Consider the following 16356-nt stretch of genomic DNA (forward strand, 5'->3'; position numbering starts at 1 on the left):
GTCAAAACGGCAATAGATCAAGCTGCAGAGCGTTTGGGAAAAGCAGCGCGATTGGTGATCCGCGCTTCTGGAACTGAGCCGGTCATTCGCATTATGGCGGAAGGTGACGCTCGGGACATTTTGGATGTGGCTCGTGGCCGAGATGATGGAAGTTATCACCCATCATGATACTCTTTTGTAAGAGGGTGTTTATATAGGATCTGCGATAAGGCTTTAGGATTGCCTTAGCGCTCTTTGTGATGATGTGTAGACACATTCAGACCAAAATAGTTTTAACAGTGGGGTAAAAAAGCAAGGCGTTATTATCAATCTATGCAAGAGGCAATAAAAGGAATATAGTGCTCTATAGACAATATAATTTTACGTTGCGCTATAATATTTTGTTATAGAAGATAAGAAATTCCCGTATTTTATGAACCTCTGAGGGTTGCTTTTAACGTTCTTCAAAAGCATTTTGATCGTTAAATATTATTTATAACTTCTTCTTGGTTTCATCATATCATATATTGTGTTCAGTTTTATACAAAATCGAGCTATTTGTTTAGTGTTTTTGTCATCGCTGTTTCTCATACTAGACACGAGATCAATAATTTGTGTTTTGGGACTAATGCCATTTCCACTTGAAGAATTTAGAAATTTTTTTGCATAATCAATCATAGGATCTGTAGAGTTCATAGACATATTATATGCCCAAATAAAATCGCTTTCTCTCCAATTATAGTCATTATGTAAACTACTTATGACATTAAGTAACATGTCTGATGATACCCCTTCATTATAATCACCGCGCAACAAATTAACAAAACGTCCACATAAAACAATAAGTATGTGACGGTGCTGTATAACGTCAAATCTTTGAGTTATATTTTGATAGCCATGGCTGTATACAAATTTTTTTGCTTTTTCTTGCTTTTGAGAATGTTCAAAAGGTTCGTATTTTTCATTTACATATTCTTCGTAAAGTTTATCATATTGTTCTAAACTCTCTACACTCGCACATCCTAATAACACTAATACAGAAAACAAGGTTATAGTTATAAATGTGATAGCATGTGTTACAGATAAGGATTTCATCATTTGAACCGTCATTATGACAATAAGGCTGTCTCGTTGATTCACACTGAATATATCAATGTGTGCTATTGAATCAATAAAGGAAGTACAATGCCTCTACAGACGGTATAATCTCTACGCGAGGGAATATCTCATTATAAATTCAATAATGATTGTATCTTGTAAATTCATGAGAGAGAGTGCTTAATATGTTTTAGAAACATTTTGTATAAGAACATACACAGGTTAAAAATCATTCTTCAACTATACCAAGTTTTTTCAATTTCTTGACTCCATAGAAATTTACAGCAGCATAAAAAAAGATTACGATCATTGTTGGGATGATACTTAAGGAGAAAAAAATGAAAGTTATTACTAATGCGGTTATTGTAATAAGCAAAGCTTTTAAGAATCCCCAGAATCTCAAACTCATATAAAAAAGACAGTGAATTGATATGAATGGTAATAATTCTGGTGGAGTTTTGACAACAATAAGAACAATGATCAATACTATCAAGAAAATTGTGGGTCTATATGCTGCAAATTTGCTGATACTAGTCTTTTCTCTGCTATTCTGTTGGCTTATACTATTTTCAAAAGTTGCGTCATTATCTTTAAGAGTTTTATGATAAAATTGATTGTAAATAGCTCTTTTTTGAGGATCTTTAAGAACTTCATAGGCTTCGCAAATTTTTCTAAATTTTTGTTCCGCTTCTTTATTACTAGGATTATGATCAGGATGGTATTGCATCGCTAACTTACGAAAAGCAGATTTTAGCTGCTTATTATTGCATTCGCAACTTACACCAAGAATTCCATAATAGTCATCTTCATTTGCTATCATTACATACTACCAGTTGTGTATTGTTTTTATTTTTGGAGTATTGTTTAATCGATTCTCTTTGAATATATCAATATGTGTTATTTATGTGGATAAAGTGTAGTAAATCGTATTTAATAACATTGTTGTGTTAGGTATATGAGGATGAAGTATATTTTGAAATCCCTATAGATGCGTTTTTTATTCTCTGGTGAGCTTTATAATATTTAAAAATACACAGAAGGCTCCACACATGATAAAAAATAAATTCTACCAAGAGTGGGTAGAGGCTATTCCTAACAAAATAGCTCGCGTGTTAAAGAAGGCAGTTATAAAGCGGACGGACGAGCAGGCGGTAAATATGCTCATGAGGAGTTGACTTCTTATTGAGAAAAGCAACAAGCAATGTGGATTGTTCCACGGCTTATTTGGCATGTGTTTTGCCAAGATGTTGCCTTTGCAAGTGATAGGGGAGAATGAGGAACGAATGATAGGGCGTGTGGAAACGTCCCTTTTGCTTCATGACAACAAAACAAATTAAAATTGTTCCGAAGCTATTTAGATTTTTACAGGTACAGCTGTATGTGGGACTTGGGGGGGGATGAAGTTCAGGAAAGATAGGATCATGTGCTTGGAGGGTAGCTTTCATTGAGCACCACCATCTTCATGCTTATGAAAGAGCGATCCGAGGCACCACTATTCTATTCATCAGTTCCAATGTTGTGATAGCTTCTGCATTGGAGAGCATGCATAAAAGGTATTTTCAGTTTTTTCTTTAAATGTTTTTATTCGTATGTCAATCCCGCTTGTGAAGAAGCAAGTCAGCACCATCATTCACTTTGCCAGCTCCCAATGTTGTGACAGCCCTTGGCATCTAAGACGATTCATAAGAGCCATTTTTAGTCCTTTCTTTAACAGTTTTACCTACACGCCAGCCTCACTTTTGACGTGCAAGCGAATGATATTGATTGATTCAAGATAAAGAGATTTGAAATGAGAGAATCTTACGGTATTTGAGGGTCTCATTCAATATGAATACGCTAGACTATCATTATAAATCAATATTTTGCTTTGATTGAAATTTGTTAAATTGATTGGTTGTGGAGAGGGTGAAAAGAAAAGCTTATAGGGAGGATATTGGTGAAAAACAGGGTAGGTGGTCTGTTTTTTTGACCTCACTCTGGTTATCTGTATTATGCTTGAGAGTGATGCGTGCGAAGTTTTGGATGTGGACCGCGAAAAGAGGGGAGATGTTTATCAGCACAATGTTCTCTCACATGGTGGATAAGGAGATAGGGGAAGCAGTTGGGCTGTTGATGATTATCGCTCTTGAAAAACAGTCAGAGATTTTGGCTTGCTAGAGCGTGTTTTTGCGAACATCTTCATGACTTTATCATGCAGAGAATGATCATAGCTGTTTTACTCCCCACAAGGAGAATGATGTGAGTTTGTTCTTTATTGCTCGAGAACCAAAAAGGAATCTTTAGAGATTTATGGTGCGATAATATCAGCAGAGGAAAAGAAAGGGTGTTTTCTCTATTGAGAGAAAACACCGCGGGGGTTAGAATTGCACAATTGCATATCTTAATTTGAAAAGCGGTCTTTTTTATCTCTTTTCCACAGAAAATAAGTTGCAAGACCAAGCACTGGAATACTCAATTTGGCAAAAGGCAAGTGTTTGCTTAAAAGTGCAAGGCTGGAAAGTGTGGCATCTGTCATAAGCTGATGGCGTCTCTCTTCCGATTTCTTTTGTTGATCGTAGTTTTGATAAGCTTTCAAAATGCGGACAATGAAAATAGCGATACCTGCAAGGAAAAGCCAAATCAAAAACATCGTGCTGGCTGCTCTAAGAGGCGTCATGACCCAACAGAGGGCAAGAAAACCGATGATACATAAAAAAAGCAGCGATATAAACAGTGAAATGCCAATAAACCCGTAGCAAATTGCTTGAAGGCGTACTTGCTTAACAGTGTTTTTTAGCCCTCCACCAATGAGGTGATTGAAAAGAGGAGCAATGAACTTATGCATTGTTTAACGACGCAATAATTGAGAAAGAATAAAACCAACACCTGCTGCAAACAAAACGCTTTTGCCAGGATTTTTACGAACATGATCGTTCATGGTTTGTTCAAGTTCGCTGATTTTTTCTTTCGCTTGAGACATCATGTCTTCACTATTTTCTTTTGCCGAATGATACAGTTCTTCAGCTTTATTTTTGGCAGCGCTCAATTTGCTGGCACCAAGTTCTGTCAGAGTTGAAGTTATTCCTGAAATTTCACTACGTAACTTCTCGGCCTGTCCTTGGAGTTCTTTTTCTGCTGTCGTCTTATTGTTTTGTGTTTTTTTATGGTTTGCCATGATGCTTTTTCCCTCTCTTGATTTATCATTATTCAGTATTTGTCTCTTTTGTGTGTTCATAGTGATTATTTGCTTTGGAGTAAAAATTTTCACTGTTTTTGTAACGCTAAAGGATTTTTTTAGTTCCCTCTTCTTTGGCAATTTAAAAATGTTTTTAGATAGAATGGATCTTGTTGGATGATCATATTATGTCCTAAACAGTGTCTAGGTATGGAATATAAACCATAGAAGATTTACATTTTTAGTCTTTCTCAAGTGTGGTTCGCGTATTTCAAGGCGGGGCTTTTTTGGTAAGCCTTCATAATAAGTGGACCATACAAATGTTCAGCAGGGGGAAAAGGAGAGAAACTGGATTGTTTACAGACGAGTAGGTTTAAAAATCTTTGTTCTTTGAGGGATGAGGAGGAGAGCCGTTTTGCTTATCGAAGGGGATAAAAATCCATAAAATAGCACTATCTTTACGCTTCTGTAAGAAGATCGACACTATTGTGATGTTTTGCTCGCTCCTCATGGCATCGATAGCCTTCTGTTTTCTTGATGAAAAATTTGTATGGCAACTTTTTAAAACAGAATTTGTTCCGTGAGGCTTGTGAAGTGACGACATCAATAGCGAGCAGGGAGTTCTGTTAATGAGTGGGGATATGCAGTTTATGCAAAATATTTTCAAACAGAACACCAGCGTATTGTGAATTCACATGCTTGTTTTAAAGAAGTCTTCGGCCATTTTACAACGGTGTTTGTGGATTGTGTAAAAATTCTTCGTGAAAACTATAGAGTTTATTTGGTATTAGCAAGTTTTATACTTATGAAGTGCGCAAGCGGCAAACCCGTAGATGCTCCACACTCCATGTTGGTCTGTCTCTTGTTATCAGCGTGGTGGGTATGGGGTCTTGTTTAGTGATGTTCTTTATTCTTTCTTCTTGTGCTGTGCAAAGGAAATCTCTTTGTTTGTGCCAGCAGTATTGAAGTGAAAAAGATTTCTGTTCTTTGAGAGAGTGTCATGATACACCAAATCTGTATTTGATATACAGTTTGTTCTTCAAGTTGTTTGTCCCTCCATAAACTGCTTTATCCAATAAATTGTCTTAAATTTATGAGAGAAAAATTCTTTTAAAAATTCCTCTTGAAAGAGACATTTTCTGAAATAAAACTATACTTGATTTATCAAGTTTTATTTTTTAAGACGAATACAGAGTGACGTTAACAGGGACGCAGCGTTGTCGAAGAGTGATGCTACGGGGGCTGGTGACACAGCTGTAAGATTAAAAAGTGACAACCACAACCGTGTGAGACAAAAATGGAATCTGAGACAGTACCCTTAGAGAGCGCGTCTGCTGTATTGGCAACGCATGATCTTTCTCCTTTTGCTATGTTTATGGCGGCTGATTTTGTTGTAAAAGCCGTGATCGTTCTTTTGTTGCTTGCTTCTCTTGCATCTTGGACAATTACTTTTGTTAAAATTGTTGAGATTACTGTGGCAAAACGAAGAGCGCGTCATGAACTTCAATTGACCCTTAATGCTCAGACCCTCACGCGTTTGGCTGCGAGCTTGAAAGAAAGCAAAGGAGCTGGTGTGCTCTTTTTGAAAGAAGTTCTTAAAGAAGTGTATCTTTCTACACAGCAGATCCATTTTGGCGGTCATGAGGGAACCAGTGGAGGCTCTCATGAAAAAAACACGGCAAGACAAGAGATGCAACGGGAAATACAACAAGAAGCCCTCGCCATTACTGGTGAACATCCCCTCTTTTATGAGGAGCTCAATCAGTATGACGAGGATGTGCGCGATATGAATGAGGGCGTAAAGGAGAGGGTTCATTCGCTTTTGTCACGTTGCTTGCTTACTGCTGTGCGGCGTGTTGCATGTGGTAGCGCTGTTCTTGCAACCATTGGTGCTATTGCCCCTTTTGTGGGGTTGTTTGCTACCGTTTGGGGAATTATGAATTCTTTTATCGGTATTGCACAGTCTCAAACAACGAGGCTTGATGTGGTGGCTCCTGGAATTGCCGAAGCCCTGCTGGCAACAGCTATCGGGCTTTTTGTGGCTATTCCTGCTGTGGTTATGTATAATAGTTTGATGCGTGCTTTGAGTGGTTATCGCAATGATTTAGGCGATATTGCTGCCGCACTTGAAAGACTGTTAAGTCGTGAACTTGATAGGCGCAGACAACAGAAAAGTCATAAAAAATGAAAGCAGATTTTAATGATCATTGGGATTTCGATGAGAGTGGATTACATAGCGAAATCAATGTAACCCCTTTTATTGATGTTGTTCTCGTGTTGCTTATTGTTTTTATGGTGGCTGCGCCTTTGGCGACATCGGTTATTCCTGTTCAACTTCCTTCCATAACGCAAACGCCTCTCCCAGTTCAACCAGAAGAGCCTCTTTATGTGACTTTGCAAAAAGATCATGCCCTTTATGTGGGTGAGCATCTTGTTAACCAAACGACTTTTGTGGAATCCTTATTGAAGGAAACAAAGCAAAATCGAGAAACAAAGATTTTGATCAAAGCCGATAGTGAAATCGATTATGGTGCTGTGGTGGATTTACTCAATCAAATACGCACTGCTGGATATAGCAAAGTCGGACTTATGGGATTGCAGAAATCTACCAATCTGAGGGCAAAAGGGATAGCAAGTGATGGAACAGTAAGTGCTATAGGGGCGGCAGAAGATGCAGCAGGAAACGTCGGTGTCATTGCACCGCCAGTCAGCAATGTGGTAAACGCCAAGCCAGCTGTAATGGGAGATGTGGCTCCTGTAGAGTAGAAACTGTCAAGAGGGAATTCTGCTGAAGTCTATTTTGGGCAATCAAGTTCTCCGTGTTTCGGCCTCTCGCATTGCTATTGTCTTTTTTATTTGGTGCAAGTTCATTTAGTGTAAGGGCGCAAACACCACCTTGGAGAATCAGTGCAATGACCGTTTGGGCAATGTGCATGCCTCGTTCAATGGTAAAGTCTTCTTGTCCGCAATTAATGAGTAGAATTCCACAACGGGTGCATTGTCCTCTATGCTTCTTAGTGTTTGTGCATAGGGAAGATGCGTGGCTTATCCAGAGCATGGATGCCTTTGTGTTTCAAGCCAAGAGGACTCGTTGCAAAATAACAGCCATGGTAATCATTGTACTGTCAGCTTGCAAGGATGTGCGTTTTTTCTCACGCAATGTGCTGTTTAGTCGTGACCTGTGGAACCAAAACCACCTGTGCCTCGGCTTTCTGTATGGCTGTTTTCGCTTGTATTTGCTTCCAGTTCATGCTGTTCTAGGGCACGAACATTGACCTGAAGAACCGGTGCAATAACTGTTTGGGCAATGCGCATACCTCGTTCAATGATAAAGTCTTCTTGTCCGCAATTGATGAGCAGAACTTTAACTTCACCGCGGTAATCGCTGTCAATGGTTCCAGGCGTATTGAGGCATGTGATGCCGTGTTTTAAGGCTAAGCCTGAGCGCGGTCGTATTTGTGCTTCAAACCCAGGAGACAAGTGAAAGATGAGACCCGTTGGAATAAGAGCGCGCTGTCCAGGTGCAAGCGTGAGTGTTTCTTCTTCACCAAGCGCGGCCCTTAGATCAAGACCAGAAGAACCCGCTGTGGCATAGTGCGGAAGTTCTAAGCCTTGTCCATGCTCAAGGCGCTCAATTGATAAGGTTACCGTTTGGGTTAGATGAGGGGATGCATTCGACGAAGAGGGGCTCTTTTGGTTGTTCAGGTGCGTATAGGGCATGGTTAAAGCATCTCCAAAATGAAAACAAGCAACACAACTCTAACAAAAGATGGTATTTGAAACAAGCAGCTAAAGATCCTTGGGGATAACAGCTTTCTCTGCTTGTTTTGTATCGTAAATGATTCTTTCCCATAGTGATTACTTCATATACTCCCAATAAGAATCCCCGTGGCAAAAACGAGAGCACCACCAATAATAACTTGTAAAGATGCACGCCAAAAGGGAGTCGACATGAACTTATTTTGTACCCAAACAATAGCTCCTAGTTCGAAAAAAACAATGATAAAGGCAATCACTGTCGCCATATAAAAAGAGTTAATCAAATAAGGAAGCGTGTGACCTAATCCTCCTAACGTTGTCATAATACCGCTGGCAAGACCTCTTTTAAGCGGAGAACCACGACCTGATAATTTCCCATCATCATGGGCTGCTTCTGTAAACCCCATTGAAAGACCTGCTCCAACCGAAGCAGACAGCCCTATCAAGAAGGTTTGATGCGTATCTCCTGTGGCAAAAGCCGCGGCAAAAATGGGCGCAAGAGTAGAAACTGACCCATCCATGAGACCAGCAAGACCAGGTTGAATCCATGTCAAAAGCAGCTGTCTGTGCGTTTTTGATGGCTTTTTTGTTTCTTGACTTACCGTTTTTCTTCGGGAGCTTTTATGATGCTTCTTAGCCGTTACAAGAGTTGTGCGATTACACGGTGAATCTATCGTTGAAGCCATCGTGCTTGCGCGATTGTTACAAGAAAGGCACAGAAGCTCCTTATAATTTTCAAGCTCTCGCATGCCCATTGCCGCAAAAATTTCTGCGTGCTTTGAAGAATAAGGCTCTAAAGCTTTGGCATATTTTAAATAAAGAGCGGCATTTTGTTCTTTGGCTTTCAGCGCTCGAAGCATCACTTGTTGTGCTGAACGAAAGGACAGAGCTTTACGTTGTACAAATGAAAAAAACGATCTCAACATTTCCTGTTCCTTTGCACTTTAGAATAGTTCTAAAGTTATAAGAGAAAAAAGAGCAAAGTCAATCTAAAATTAAAAAATTGTAAAAAGTCAGTGTGATGAAAAGAACAGCCGAGAGATGTAAAGGTTGCAGTGTTAAAAAAATAAAATTTGCTTAGAAAACAAAATAAGCCAGCAAAAAAACGTGATTCTATAAAACGATGCTAGAAAAATGCAGAAAAGAGAAAGACTGGCGATTTTACCAAGGAATTGTGGTCATGAATGAGGAGAGATGGAGGTGAGAGCGGCTGGGGGAGATGTCCGTGTTGGCTTTTGGAGATGATGGGGGGTGGGCAGATTTAAGGCTATGGGGTGTGCTGTGGGGAAGTTTTGTTGCTGTTGGGTTGTGGAGAAAGCATGTGATTGTTAATCTTTTTTAGAAACTGAGCGACGCTTTTTGCTGCAATATAAAAGCAGGCAAGCATATGAAACAGGCTGGTAAAGACATTCCAACTGGCAAATGAGCGAAAGCATATAGGGATTTTAGAACAAGAAGGAGGGGATGTTCAATTGGTTAAAGAGCTGAGTCTTATCTGTTGTTCTGCTTATTGCATTGAAACGATGACTGGTAGCTGAGAGGCAGGCATGTTGGTGTGGGGAGAGCAATATGGCAAGGTTCGTGGGAGGACTGCTGTGTTTTAGAGGGCGGTGGAGAGCATGCTCCATGCTCTTTGGTTGTTATTTTTTAGAACTCAACAGACCTTTTGAAGCAATATAAAAACTGGCAAGCATGTAAAAGAGGCTGGCAACCACATTCCAGCCAGCAAATGAGAGAAAAAGAAAGCGTATGGGGGCTTCAGAACAAGAAGGCGGGTGGATGGTGTTTAATTGGTTAAAAAGCTGAGAGACGTCTGTTGTTCTTCTCATGGCACTTAATCCACAGCTGGGGGGGGCTGGCCAAAAACCATATTCAATACCCGCATGGTATACTGCTAAGACAAGGCTGATGAACATTAAGACAAAAACACAAAAAAATGAAAGTTGTACCCAAGAAGAAATGCGAAAAAACCATGCTCCAAAACCTGCTAAAAGCAAAAAGGGCAGTGCACTGTAATAGGGAAAACGCTCAATAAGGCATAAATCACAAGGAAGATAGCCTCCAATATATTCAAAACCAAGGGCGAGACCTATTGTGCTTGTTAGGCAAAAAGCAAGGGAAAAAGCCCATAAACTTTGCTCTTTGCGGCTTGGTTCAAGGTGAAGGTGCTTGTGGAAAATAGAGCGAGAAGAAAAATTGCTGGACATGGAGCAGGTTCCTTAAAGTCAAAGCTGCTTGTTCACAAAAGCTATGAAAATTCCATAAGCAATTAGGACACTAACACAACCAATCAAGACAATCCATTTGAAATGACGGGAAAGAAAATTCATGGCTTGTTGGCCAAAACGCTGAATAAGCCAAGCAAGAAGATAAAAACGAGCACCCCTAGCAAAAATACAGGTGAGAATGAAAAGCCCAATATGCACACCCATGACACCCGCCAAAATTGTGACAATCTTGATAGGAGGAAGATGAAAAAAACCTGATGTGATCAGTAAAATCACCAGAAATTGCAGCGTTGCATGGTTTTTGAGAGCTTCAAAACTTTCAACTTTACCGTAAAATTCTAAAATCGGTTTGGCAAGCGCGTCATAGGCAAAATGCCCAATAAACCAACCAGCAATGCCGCCCAAAACAGAACACATCGTAGCAATAAAGGCATAGCGATAAACCCGCTTGGGATGAACAAGAGCCATCGGTATATATAATACATCTACCGGAATGGGAAAAACAGAACTTTCAATAAAGGCAATGAAACCAAGCCAATGGGGCGCTGTGCCCCGATTTGCTAAAGAAATCGTCCAAAGCTTTAATCTGTTTAATATCATCAGGGATTTCATAAGCCTAATAGGTAAAGACTTTACAAATTATGCGCCATAAAGATGGCCAAACAAATATTTTTGAAATTCACGCGTTAAAAAATTCTCTTCAGAAAAATATTCTTGATAACTTATGAAACAAAAATCATACCGATTGTGCAAAAACAAAAAATCTGTTGTTGACGAATCTGTCCTTCTTCATATAGTGCAGAAGGATAATGAACAGATCTGTTCTTTATAACAGCGTGCGGGTGTGGTGGAACTGGTAGACGCGCCAGACTCAAAATCTGGTTCCGAGAGGAGTGTCGGTTCGAGTCCGACCACCCGCACCACTTTATAAATTCTGTATCACTTGATATCGTTTTTTATCTTATTATCATTGATAATTTACTGTTTTTGTTTCCATAATTATCTTTTTTATACGATTTTGATGTTTGATCAATGCGTTAAAAGCGCAATTCAAAAGGTGGTTTTTAAAGTCATGAGGAAGACAAAAATGCGGGGTAGATTTTGTCCGTTTTAATTGTAAAAATTTTGTTTTTAGGGAAATATGCTGATGGAGCTCGACTCTGGCTTATCAAAACTGCACCATTTTATCGGCTGCCCCTTGTTTCCAGTGCATGATTTATCGATTTTGTAAATCTTATCATCATTCTATAAAATGGTGTCTCTTCAAGATAGGGTTATACGCTCTATTCATAGAGATAAGTGCAATATTCTGTCGCTTTGGGTTGTTTTTGCTTGTGCGTTCTTTTCTTTTGAAGCATATTAAATCCGAAAAATGATAATTGTTGAAAGACTCATCTGCTGTGCTAGCAAAATATGCTCTATGCCTCTAAAATATCCGATGAGCACTATTACTCTCTCCATGCTGCTTGCTTTGGTGGAAAAGGTGTGTGGGAACTTCAATACAGAAGTTGTCCAGTGATTTTGTGAGGGGATGGCATCAATAGGGGGAGAGGGGGCTTGTGGCATGTCATTGGGGGTAGCGCTTTTCTTCCCCAAAATACCGCAAAACAGCACCGTGCTGTAAATGCCCATGCTTGTTGTCAAGTAAATATGAAGCCATTTTTGATGCTGTCTGTGGATGGGGGTAAATCCTTCCGTGAGAGAAGGTATAGGCATCCCTCATCTATCCATTGATGAAGTGGTAAAGCAGATATTTACTAACCCCCAATGCTATCAAAAATCGTGGCATGGAGACGGTATGTCTGAGAGTGTTTCTAGAGGTATTTTTATTTTTTGCTGTTATCTATAAGCTGAACCTGCTTATAAGAGCGAATGGTTTTGATTGCTTTCATAGAACAGGGGCGCAAATGAGAATAGCTGCCCGTGTGAGAGTTTCTTATACAGAGTGTAAAATGATGAATTATTTTTATAAAGCAATATGTTGGTTTGTGGTGAGAGCAATCTTATTATCGTTTTGTGAGAGCTTCGTTTTCCAAGCAAGGAGAAAAAAGCTCGAAATGAGCAATCTGCCGTCTCAATTTATATGTCTCATATAAGGCTGCTGTTAGAGTGTCGGCGCAGGCTTTGATTGATGCAAAGCTATGGAACAGGGATTTTTGAAAAAATCAGAGCAATAAGCAAATTGGGGCATTTTGCTGATTGTTTGGAAGATTTTGCTCAAAACTATCAGTAAAAAGCAGAAAGAATATCTCACCCATGTAGAATGGCTGAAATTCTTTTTTATTCAATGGATCATTTTATGCCAAAAGTTATTATATAAATAGATTTTTAAAAATAATAATATGCTTTTTATATATGCATTATGTTTTTTATAAAGAACAGATTGGTAAAAATTTTTTACAGAATAAAGCATTCTCGTAAAACCGTAAAAATTTGCTTGATTTTACTCCTTAGGGGGCATGAGTACGTTCCTCACGCAAAACAGAACGCTCTTGCGTTGCCTATTCACGCGCGTATTTTAAAAAACTCTCTTAATATTGTTAAGCCTATTTTGCAACGGCGCCTATAAATGCTATACTGTAAAATCCATGGAGAGTATCACCATCTTTACACTTATAAAGTGGTAAACCAGTTCATACTCTTTACCAGCGCCAATGCTACAGCAGCCCTTGGCAGTTGAGAATGTTTTAAGAAGAGGAACTTTAACCTTTTTTGTATAGTTGATACATCATCATCATCTGTACGCTTAGGAAGAAACCAGCGGGTCACTATACTCTTTTTCAGCACCCAATTTTGCGATAGCTCTTGGTAGTTGAGAGTGTTTAGGAAGGGGCGTTTTAGTCCTTTTTTGAATGTCTTTATCCCTATACTTATCCTCTTAATATGTGAGCATGTGATGGTGATTGATTGAACATGGGAGAGATTTGAAAGGATGGGATTTTCCGATATTGGGGTTTCTTATTCAAGATGGGGAACGCTCTATCGGTCTTATAAATCAATGTATTATCTCATATCTAGCTGATAAAAATAAAAACCCTGCTTTTGGCAGGGTTTTTGGCAATTTAATTTTGTCATCAATTAAAATTTATAAGCAACACCAATGCGGAAATCATTCGTGTTGTAGCCAATTTCAAGCTTGTCTTCTCCAAATTTCTTTTTACCAAAATCCGCATAGCGATATTCTGTACGCAGAATAATATTATTGGTCATTGCAAAATCAAGACCAGCACCAACTGTATAACCAATCATTGTTTTTGTTTCATCGAGTACATTGCCAGAGGCAAAGACAAACGAGTCTTCTTGGGATTTTGATAAAATGGACATAATATATTGCATTTGTGCATAGGCAATACCGCCAGAGATATAGGGCATAACGCGATCAGAAGCAAAACCTATACGCACGCGCGTAGCACCAGCCCATTTCTCTTTCAAAGTGACACTGCTTATAACAAGATCACCATAATTGGGGATCGTTTCATCTGGAGCTGCAGGTTTTACAACGCGAATACCAGCTTCTTCAAAAACTTCGTTAATGGAATCGAGTTCATCATCATCTAGAATCTTTCTTTCTTCACCCGTTCTGGTATCCTTTTTACCAGACCACATGAAATCTGTATCAACACCGAGCACAAAATTGTTGCCAAGATCAATATTCGAGCCTAAATACCCCCCTCCCATAAAACCTGATGGTTTAGGTAATAATTTTTTATCAATCCAATACCATTTTCCAGTCGTTGCATCTTCAGAGTAATTAAAGACGCTTTTGCTGGAAAAACCACCAAACTGACCTCCAAAATACAAGCCTGTCCAAGAATAAGGTGGAGCAACAATAACCGCTGGAACATTCGGTTTGATAATATTTGATTTTATTTCTGGAAAAGTCGCGGTATCAGCTGCTTGAACTGTAGAAGTTGCCATTAAAGCGGCTAGAGATACTGATATTAAATGTTTTCTTTTCATAAAAACCCCTAGTTTATTTCAAGATGAAAGATATGATATATACATAATAAATATAAAAATCCATATATGCATAAAAATAAAATACTATACAAGTTTTATATATGCAAACAGTTTAAAATTTCCTTAAGCTGATTTGTGAATGAGTGGATAGTAATCAATGCGTTACGCTTTATCGAGCATTGTGCTAAATTCTGTGCTGAATGTTTTGCTCGTTTTAAAGAATACTCTTGACCATCCCATCATGTCTTTCTTATTCCTTGAATCACAGTTTGATTTATAATGCTTATTCATCGTTTTGCATCTTGAAGGAGAGTTTCCAATATCCAAAGCTTCTCTCTTTTCCAATCTCTCTCATATGAAAACAATGTGAATGAATCAAAATCTTTTGTTTTCACGTCATAAGAAGGATTGGTGTGTGCATAAAAACATTCAAAAAAGGAATAAAATGTCTCTTATGAACGCTCGCAAGTGTTAAGGGTTGCTAAAGCATTGGGCAATAGTAAAAGAGTATGAATTGGTTTACCACTTTAAGTGTAAAGATTGATAAGGCTTAATAGATTGTATCATTTTCACGGGAAGATTGATACTTTTCCACAGGCACTCCATCCACAGATACTATTGAACATGGCTTTATGTTGCGTGAAAATAGGCATGAGAATTCAGAGCACGGTGCTGTTTTGCAGTATTTTATGGCACGAGAAGCATACCACCATAACATGCTCCATGAAAGCAAACCTGCTTACCATTGATGCCAACACCTCACAAGGTCATTGGACAAATCCTTTTTTGAAGTTCCCATGCAACTTTTTCATCAAACCAGCAACATAGAGAGACAAAATGTAAAGGCTATCGTAACATTGGGCGCTGATAAAGCATATAGTGCTAGCTGGTCCTTCATAAGCATAATGATGATGTTCCACGGATTTTACAGTATAGCATTTAAGGGTGTTATAGCATTTTTATAAGCGTAACGATGATGCACAACTATATAAAAGGGCTTAAAGCTTCTCTTACTAAAAACTCTCAAGTGCTAGGAGGTATCGTAATTGGGCGCTGATAAAGAGTGTGATAGTGTAAGCTGGCTCCTGCATGAGCGTAACGATGATGGTGCTCCATAGATTTTACAGTATAGCATTTATGGGTGCTGTGGCAAAATGGGCTTGGGAGCATGAAATGTGCTTGGATACGTTAAGAGAGTTTTTTAACAAGCACGCGAATTGGCAATACAATAGCATTTTTACAATGGTGTTTTTTGTGTGAAGGACGTGATTCCCTTCGCGAAGGTGACAAACAAAAACATGAGGCTATCTCCATGCTTTAAAAAGGTTGTTCCAAGAAGCACTGTTTTAAAAAACATTCTTTATCACCTTCATGAAGTGGACAAAATACAGGATTTATAAAAAGAGAAAAAACGATATTTTTTGTCATCATAGATTGAAGGTACAACCTCGGGGAATGGTTATTGTTGGCTGAATATGCAAACCGGTTTGTTCAATCCCAATACTTTCCCATTGTTTATTCTTTTTTGATGAACCGGCAAGAGGGTTTATCTCTTATAAGTATGTATATCATAATGTGTTGCTCCAACCAAATCATAAGCAACAACAGACATGATACCTTTATCCATTGGCGTTATTCTATAAGTCACATTGATAGCTGTGTTTTGATGCTTTTTAGGTTGATTTGTAGAGACTACATCATATCCATTTCGTTGCAACAGATTGATAAATAAAGGAGTAAAGTTGTCTTCTGTGCTCTTTCTTTTCCAATGAGTGTTGTTGTCGCTGGTGGTAAAGAATTTTTAAGAGTGCGCACAAAATCGTTGGCAATGAATTGTGCATCACCCTTTGTAACATTTCGATCAACATCATTTGATAAATGCTTACAGATGCGCAACAAGCTGTCAAGACAAGAGCAACAACAACAAATATTTTAACATCTTTACTCCCCTTATAAATTGTTGTTCTCTCGTAGAAAGTTCCTACATGAGAAACAAGCAGCTTTGAGAATAATATTCATACCATATCACTTTCCAAGCAAGCGGTTGTTCATCAATGTTTTGAAAACCATTGTTTGAGATGTGCAATAACATTATCTATGGCGTCCATAAGGCGAGCAAAATCAAGGATCAGCAAAAAAAGAAAAAATGCTATCCACTTCATGAGACGCGACATCATC

12 protein-coding genes, 1 tRNA gene and 2 pseudogenes are annotated in these 16356 nt (G+C 38.7%); 4 read left to right on the plus strand and 11 right to left on the minus strand.

The window, feature by feature from the left end; translation table 11 throughout:
• Positions 1-181: pseudogene (glmM, locus tag PVV64_RS08805) on the plus strand (phosphoglucosamine mutase); the annotation flags it as partial.
• Between the two features lie 287 nt (positions 182-468).
• On the opposite strand, the gene PVV64_RS08810 reads toward glmM, so the two are convergent.
• From PVV64_RS08810 to PVV64_RS08825, 4 genes and pseudogenes are all read right to left on the minus strand, one after another.
• Positions 469-1077, minus strand: a complete 609-nt coding sequence (locus tag PVV64_RS08810) for a hypothetical protein (protein WP_342753418.1) — start codon at positions 1075-1077, stop codon at positions 469-471.
• A gap of 583 nt (positions 1078-1660) precedes the next feature.
• A pseudogene (locus PVV64_RS08815) lies at positions 1661-1897 on the minus strand (DnaJ domain-containing protein); the annotation flags it as partial.
• A gap of 1560 nt (positions 1898-3457) precedes the next feature.
• Positions 3458-3901, minus strand: a complete 444-nt coding sequence (locus tag PVV64_RS08820; protein WP_273760664.1) for a hypothetical protein — start codon at positions 3899-3901, stop codon at positions 3458-3460.
• Positions 3902-3904: 3 nt separating this feature from the next.
• Positions 3905-4231, minus strand: coding sequence for a YqjD family protein (locus tag PVV64_RS08825; protein ID WP_273760665.1), 327 nt, complete (start codon positions 4229-4231; stop codon positions 3905-3907).
• 1297 nt (positions 4232-5528) lie between these two features.
• Between PVV64_RS08825 and PVV64_RS08830 the strand changes: the two genes are divergently transcribed.
• Entirely contained in the window at positions 5529-6419 is an 891-nt protein-coding gene (locus tag PVV64_RS08830; protein WP_273760666.1) for a MotA/TolQ/ExbB proton channel family protein, read from the plus strand.
• Complete coding sequence (locus PVV64_RS08835; RefSeq protein WP_273760667.1) at positions 6416-6997, plus strand: biopolymer transporter ExbD; 582 nt, start codon at positions 6416-6418, stop codon at positions 6995-6997. Before PVV64_RS08830 ends, PVV64_RS08835 begins: the two co-directional genes overlap by 4 nt.
• 402 nt (positions 6998-7399) lie before the next feature.
• Here the strand turns inward: PVV64_RS08835 and dut are convergent, their stop codons facing one another.
• From dut to PVV64_RS08865, 5 genes are all read right to left on the minus strand, one after another.
• Positions 7400-7951, minus strand: coding sequence for a dUTP diphosphatase (gene dut, locus PVV64_RS08845; RefSeq protein WP_273760668.1), 552 nt, complete (start codon positions 7949-7951; stop codon positions 7400-7402).
• A gap of 143 nt (positions 7952-8094) precedes the next feature.
• On the minus strand, positions 8095-8916 hold the full coding sequence (locus tag PVV64_RS08850; protein WP_273760669.1) for a VIT1/CCC1 transporter family protein: 822 nt from the start codon (positions 8914-8916) through the stop codon (positions 8095-8097).
• Positions 8917-9630: 714 nt separating this feature from the next.
• The gene (locus PVV64_RS08855; protein ID WP_273760670.1) at positions 9631-10197 is read right to left on the minus strand and encodes a disulfide bond formation protein B; all 567 of its coding nucleotides are present in this window, start codon (positions 10195-10197) and stop codon (positions 9631-9633) included.
• Positions 10198-10215: 18 nt separating this feature from the next.
• Positions 10216-10818, minus strand: coding sequence for a YqaA family protein (locus PVV64_RS08860; RefSeq protein WP_273757066.1), 603 nt, complete (start codon positions 10816-10818; stop codon positions 10216-10218).
• Between the two features lie 122 nt (positions 10819-10940).
• Positions 10941-11093, minus strand: coding sequence for a hypothetical protein (locus tag PVV64_RS08865; protein WP_273760671.1), 153 nt, complete (start codon positions 11091-11093; stop codon positions 10941-10943).
• Between PVV64_RS08865 and PVV64_RS08870 the strand changes: the two genes are divergently transcribed.
• Positions 11057-11141, plus strand: a tRNA-Leu gene (locus PVV64_RS08870). The two genes, PVV64_RS08865 and PVV64_RS08870, sit on opposite strands and share 37 nt — an antisense overlap.
• 436 nt (positions 11142-11577) lie before the next feature.
• Here the strand turns inward: PVV64_RS08870 and PVV64_RS08875 are convergent.
• Together PVV64_RS08875 and PVV64_RS08880 are read right to left on the minus strand one after the other, a co-directional pair.
• Positions 11578-11934 (minus strand): hypothetical protein, encoded by a 357-nt coding sequence (locus tag PVV64_RS08875; RefSeq protein WP_273760672.1) that lies wholly within the window; start codon positions 11932-11934, stop codon positions 11578-11580.
• A 1362-nt stretch (positions 11935-13296) separates the two neighbouring features.
• Entirely contained in the window at positions 13297-14178 is an 882-nt protein-coding gene (locus PVV64_RS08880; protein WP_273760673.1) for an outer membrane protein, read from the minus strand.
• Positions 14179-16356: the final 2178 nt, after the last annotated feature.

The sequence above is a fragment of the Bartonella sp. ML70XJBT.G genome (assembly GCF_028618575.1).
GTDB lineage: Bacteria > Pseudomonadota > Alphaproteobacteria > Rhizobiales > Rhizobiaceae > Bartonella.

Coding starts and splice junctions, on each gene's coding strand:
- PVV64_RS08850 (WP_273760669.1), bottom strand. CDS start 8,916: ATGTTGAGATCGTTTTTTTCATTTGTACAACGTAAAGCTCTGTCCTTT.
- PVV64_RS08825 (WP_273760665.1), bottom strand. CDS start 4,231: ATGGCAAACCATAAAAAAACACAAAACAATAAGACGACAGCAGAAAAA.
- PVV64_RS08880 (WP_273760673.1), bottom strand. CDS start 14,178: ATGAAAAGAAAACATTTAATATCAGTATCTCTAGCCGCTTTAATGGCA.
- PVV64_RS08835 (WP_273760667.1), top strand. CDS start 6,416: ATGAAAGCAGATTTTAATGATCATTGGGATTTCGATGAGAGTGGATTA.
- dut (WP_273760668.1), bottom strand. CDS start 7,951: ATGCCCTATACGCACCTGAACAACCAAAAGAGCCCCTCTTCGTCGAAT.
- PVV64_RS08855 (WP_273760670.1), bottom strand. CDS start 10,197: ATGTCCAGCAATTTTTCTTCTCGCTCTATTTTCCACAAGCACCTTCAC.
- PVV64_RS08820 (WP_273760664.1), bottom strand. CDS start 3,901: ATGCATAAGTTCATTGCTCCTCTTTTCAATCACCTCATTGGTGGAGGG.
- PVV64_RS08810 (WP_342753418.1), bottom strand. CDS start 1,077: ATGATGAAATCCTTATCTGTAACACATGCTATCACATTTATAACTATA.
- PVV64_RS08860 (WP_273757066.1), bottom strand. CDS start 10,818: ATGATATTAAACAGATTAAAGCTTTGGACGATTTCTTTAGCAAATCGG.
- PVV64_RS08875 (WP_273760672.1), bottom strand. CDS start 11,934: ATGCCTATACCTTCTCTCACGGAAGGATTTACCCCCATCCACAGACAG.
- PVV64_RS08830 (WP_273760666.1), top strand. CDS start 5,529: ATGGAATCTGAGACAGTACCCTTAGAGAGCGCGTCTGCTGTATTGGCA.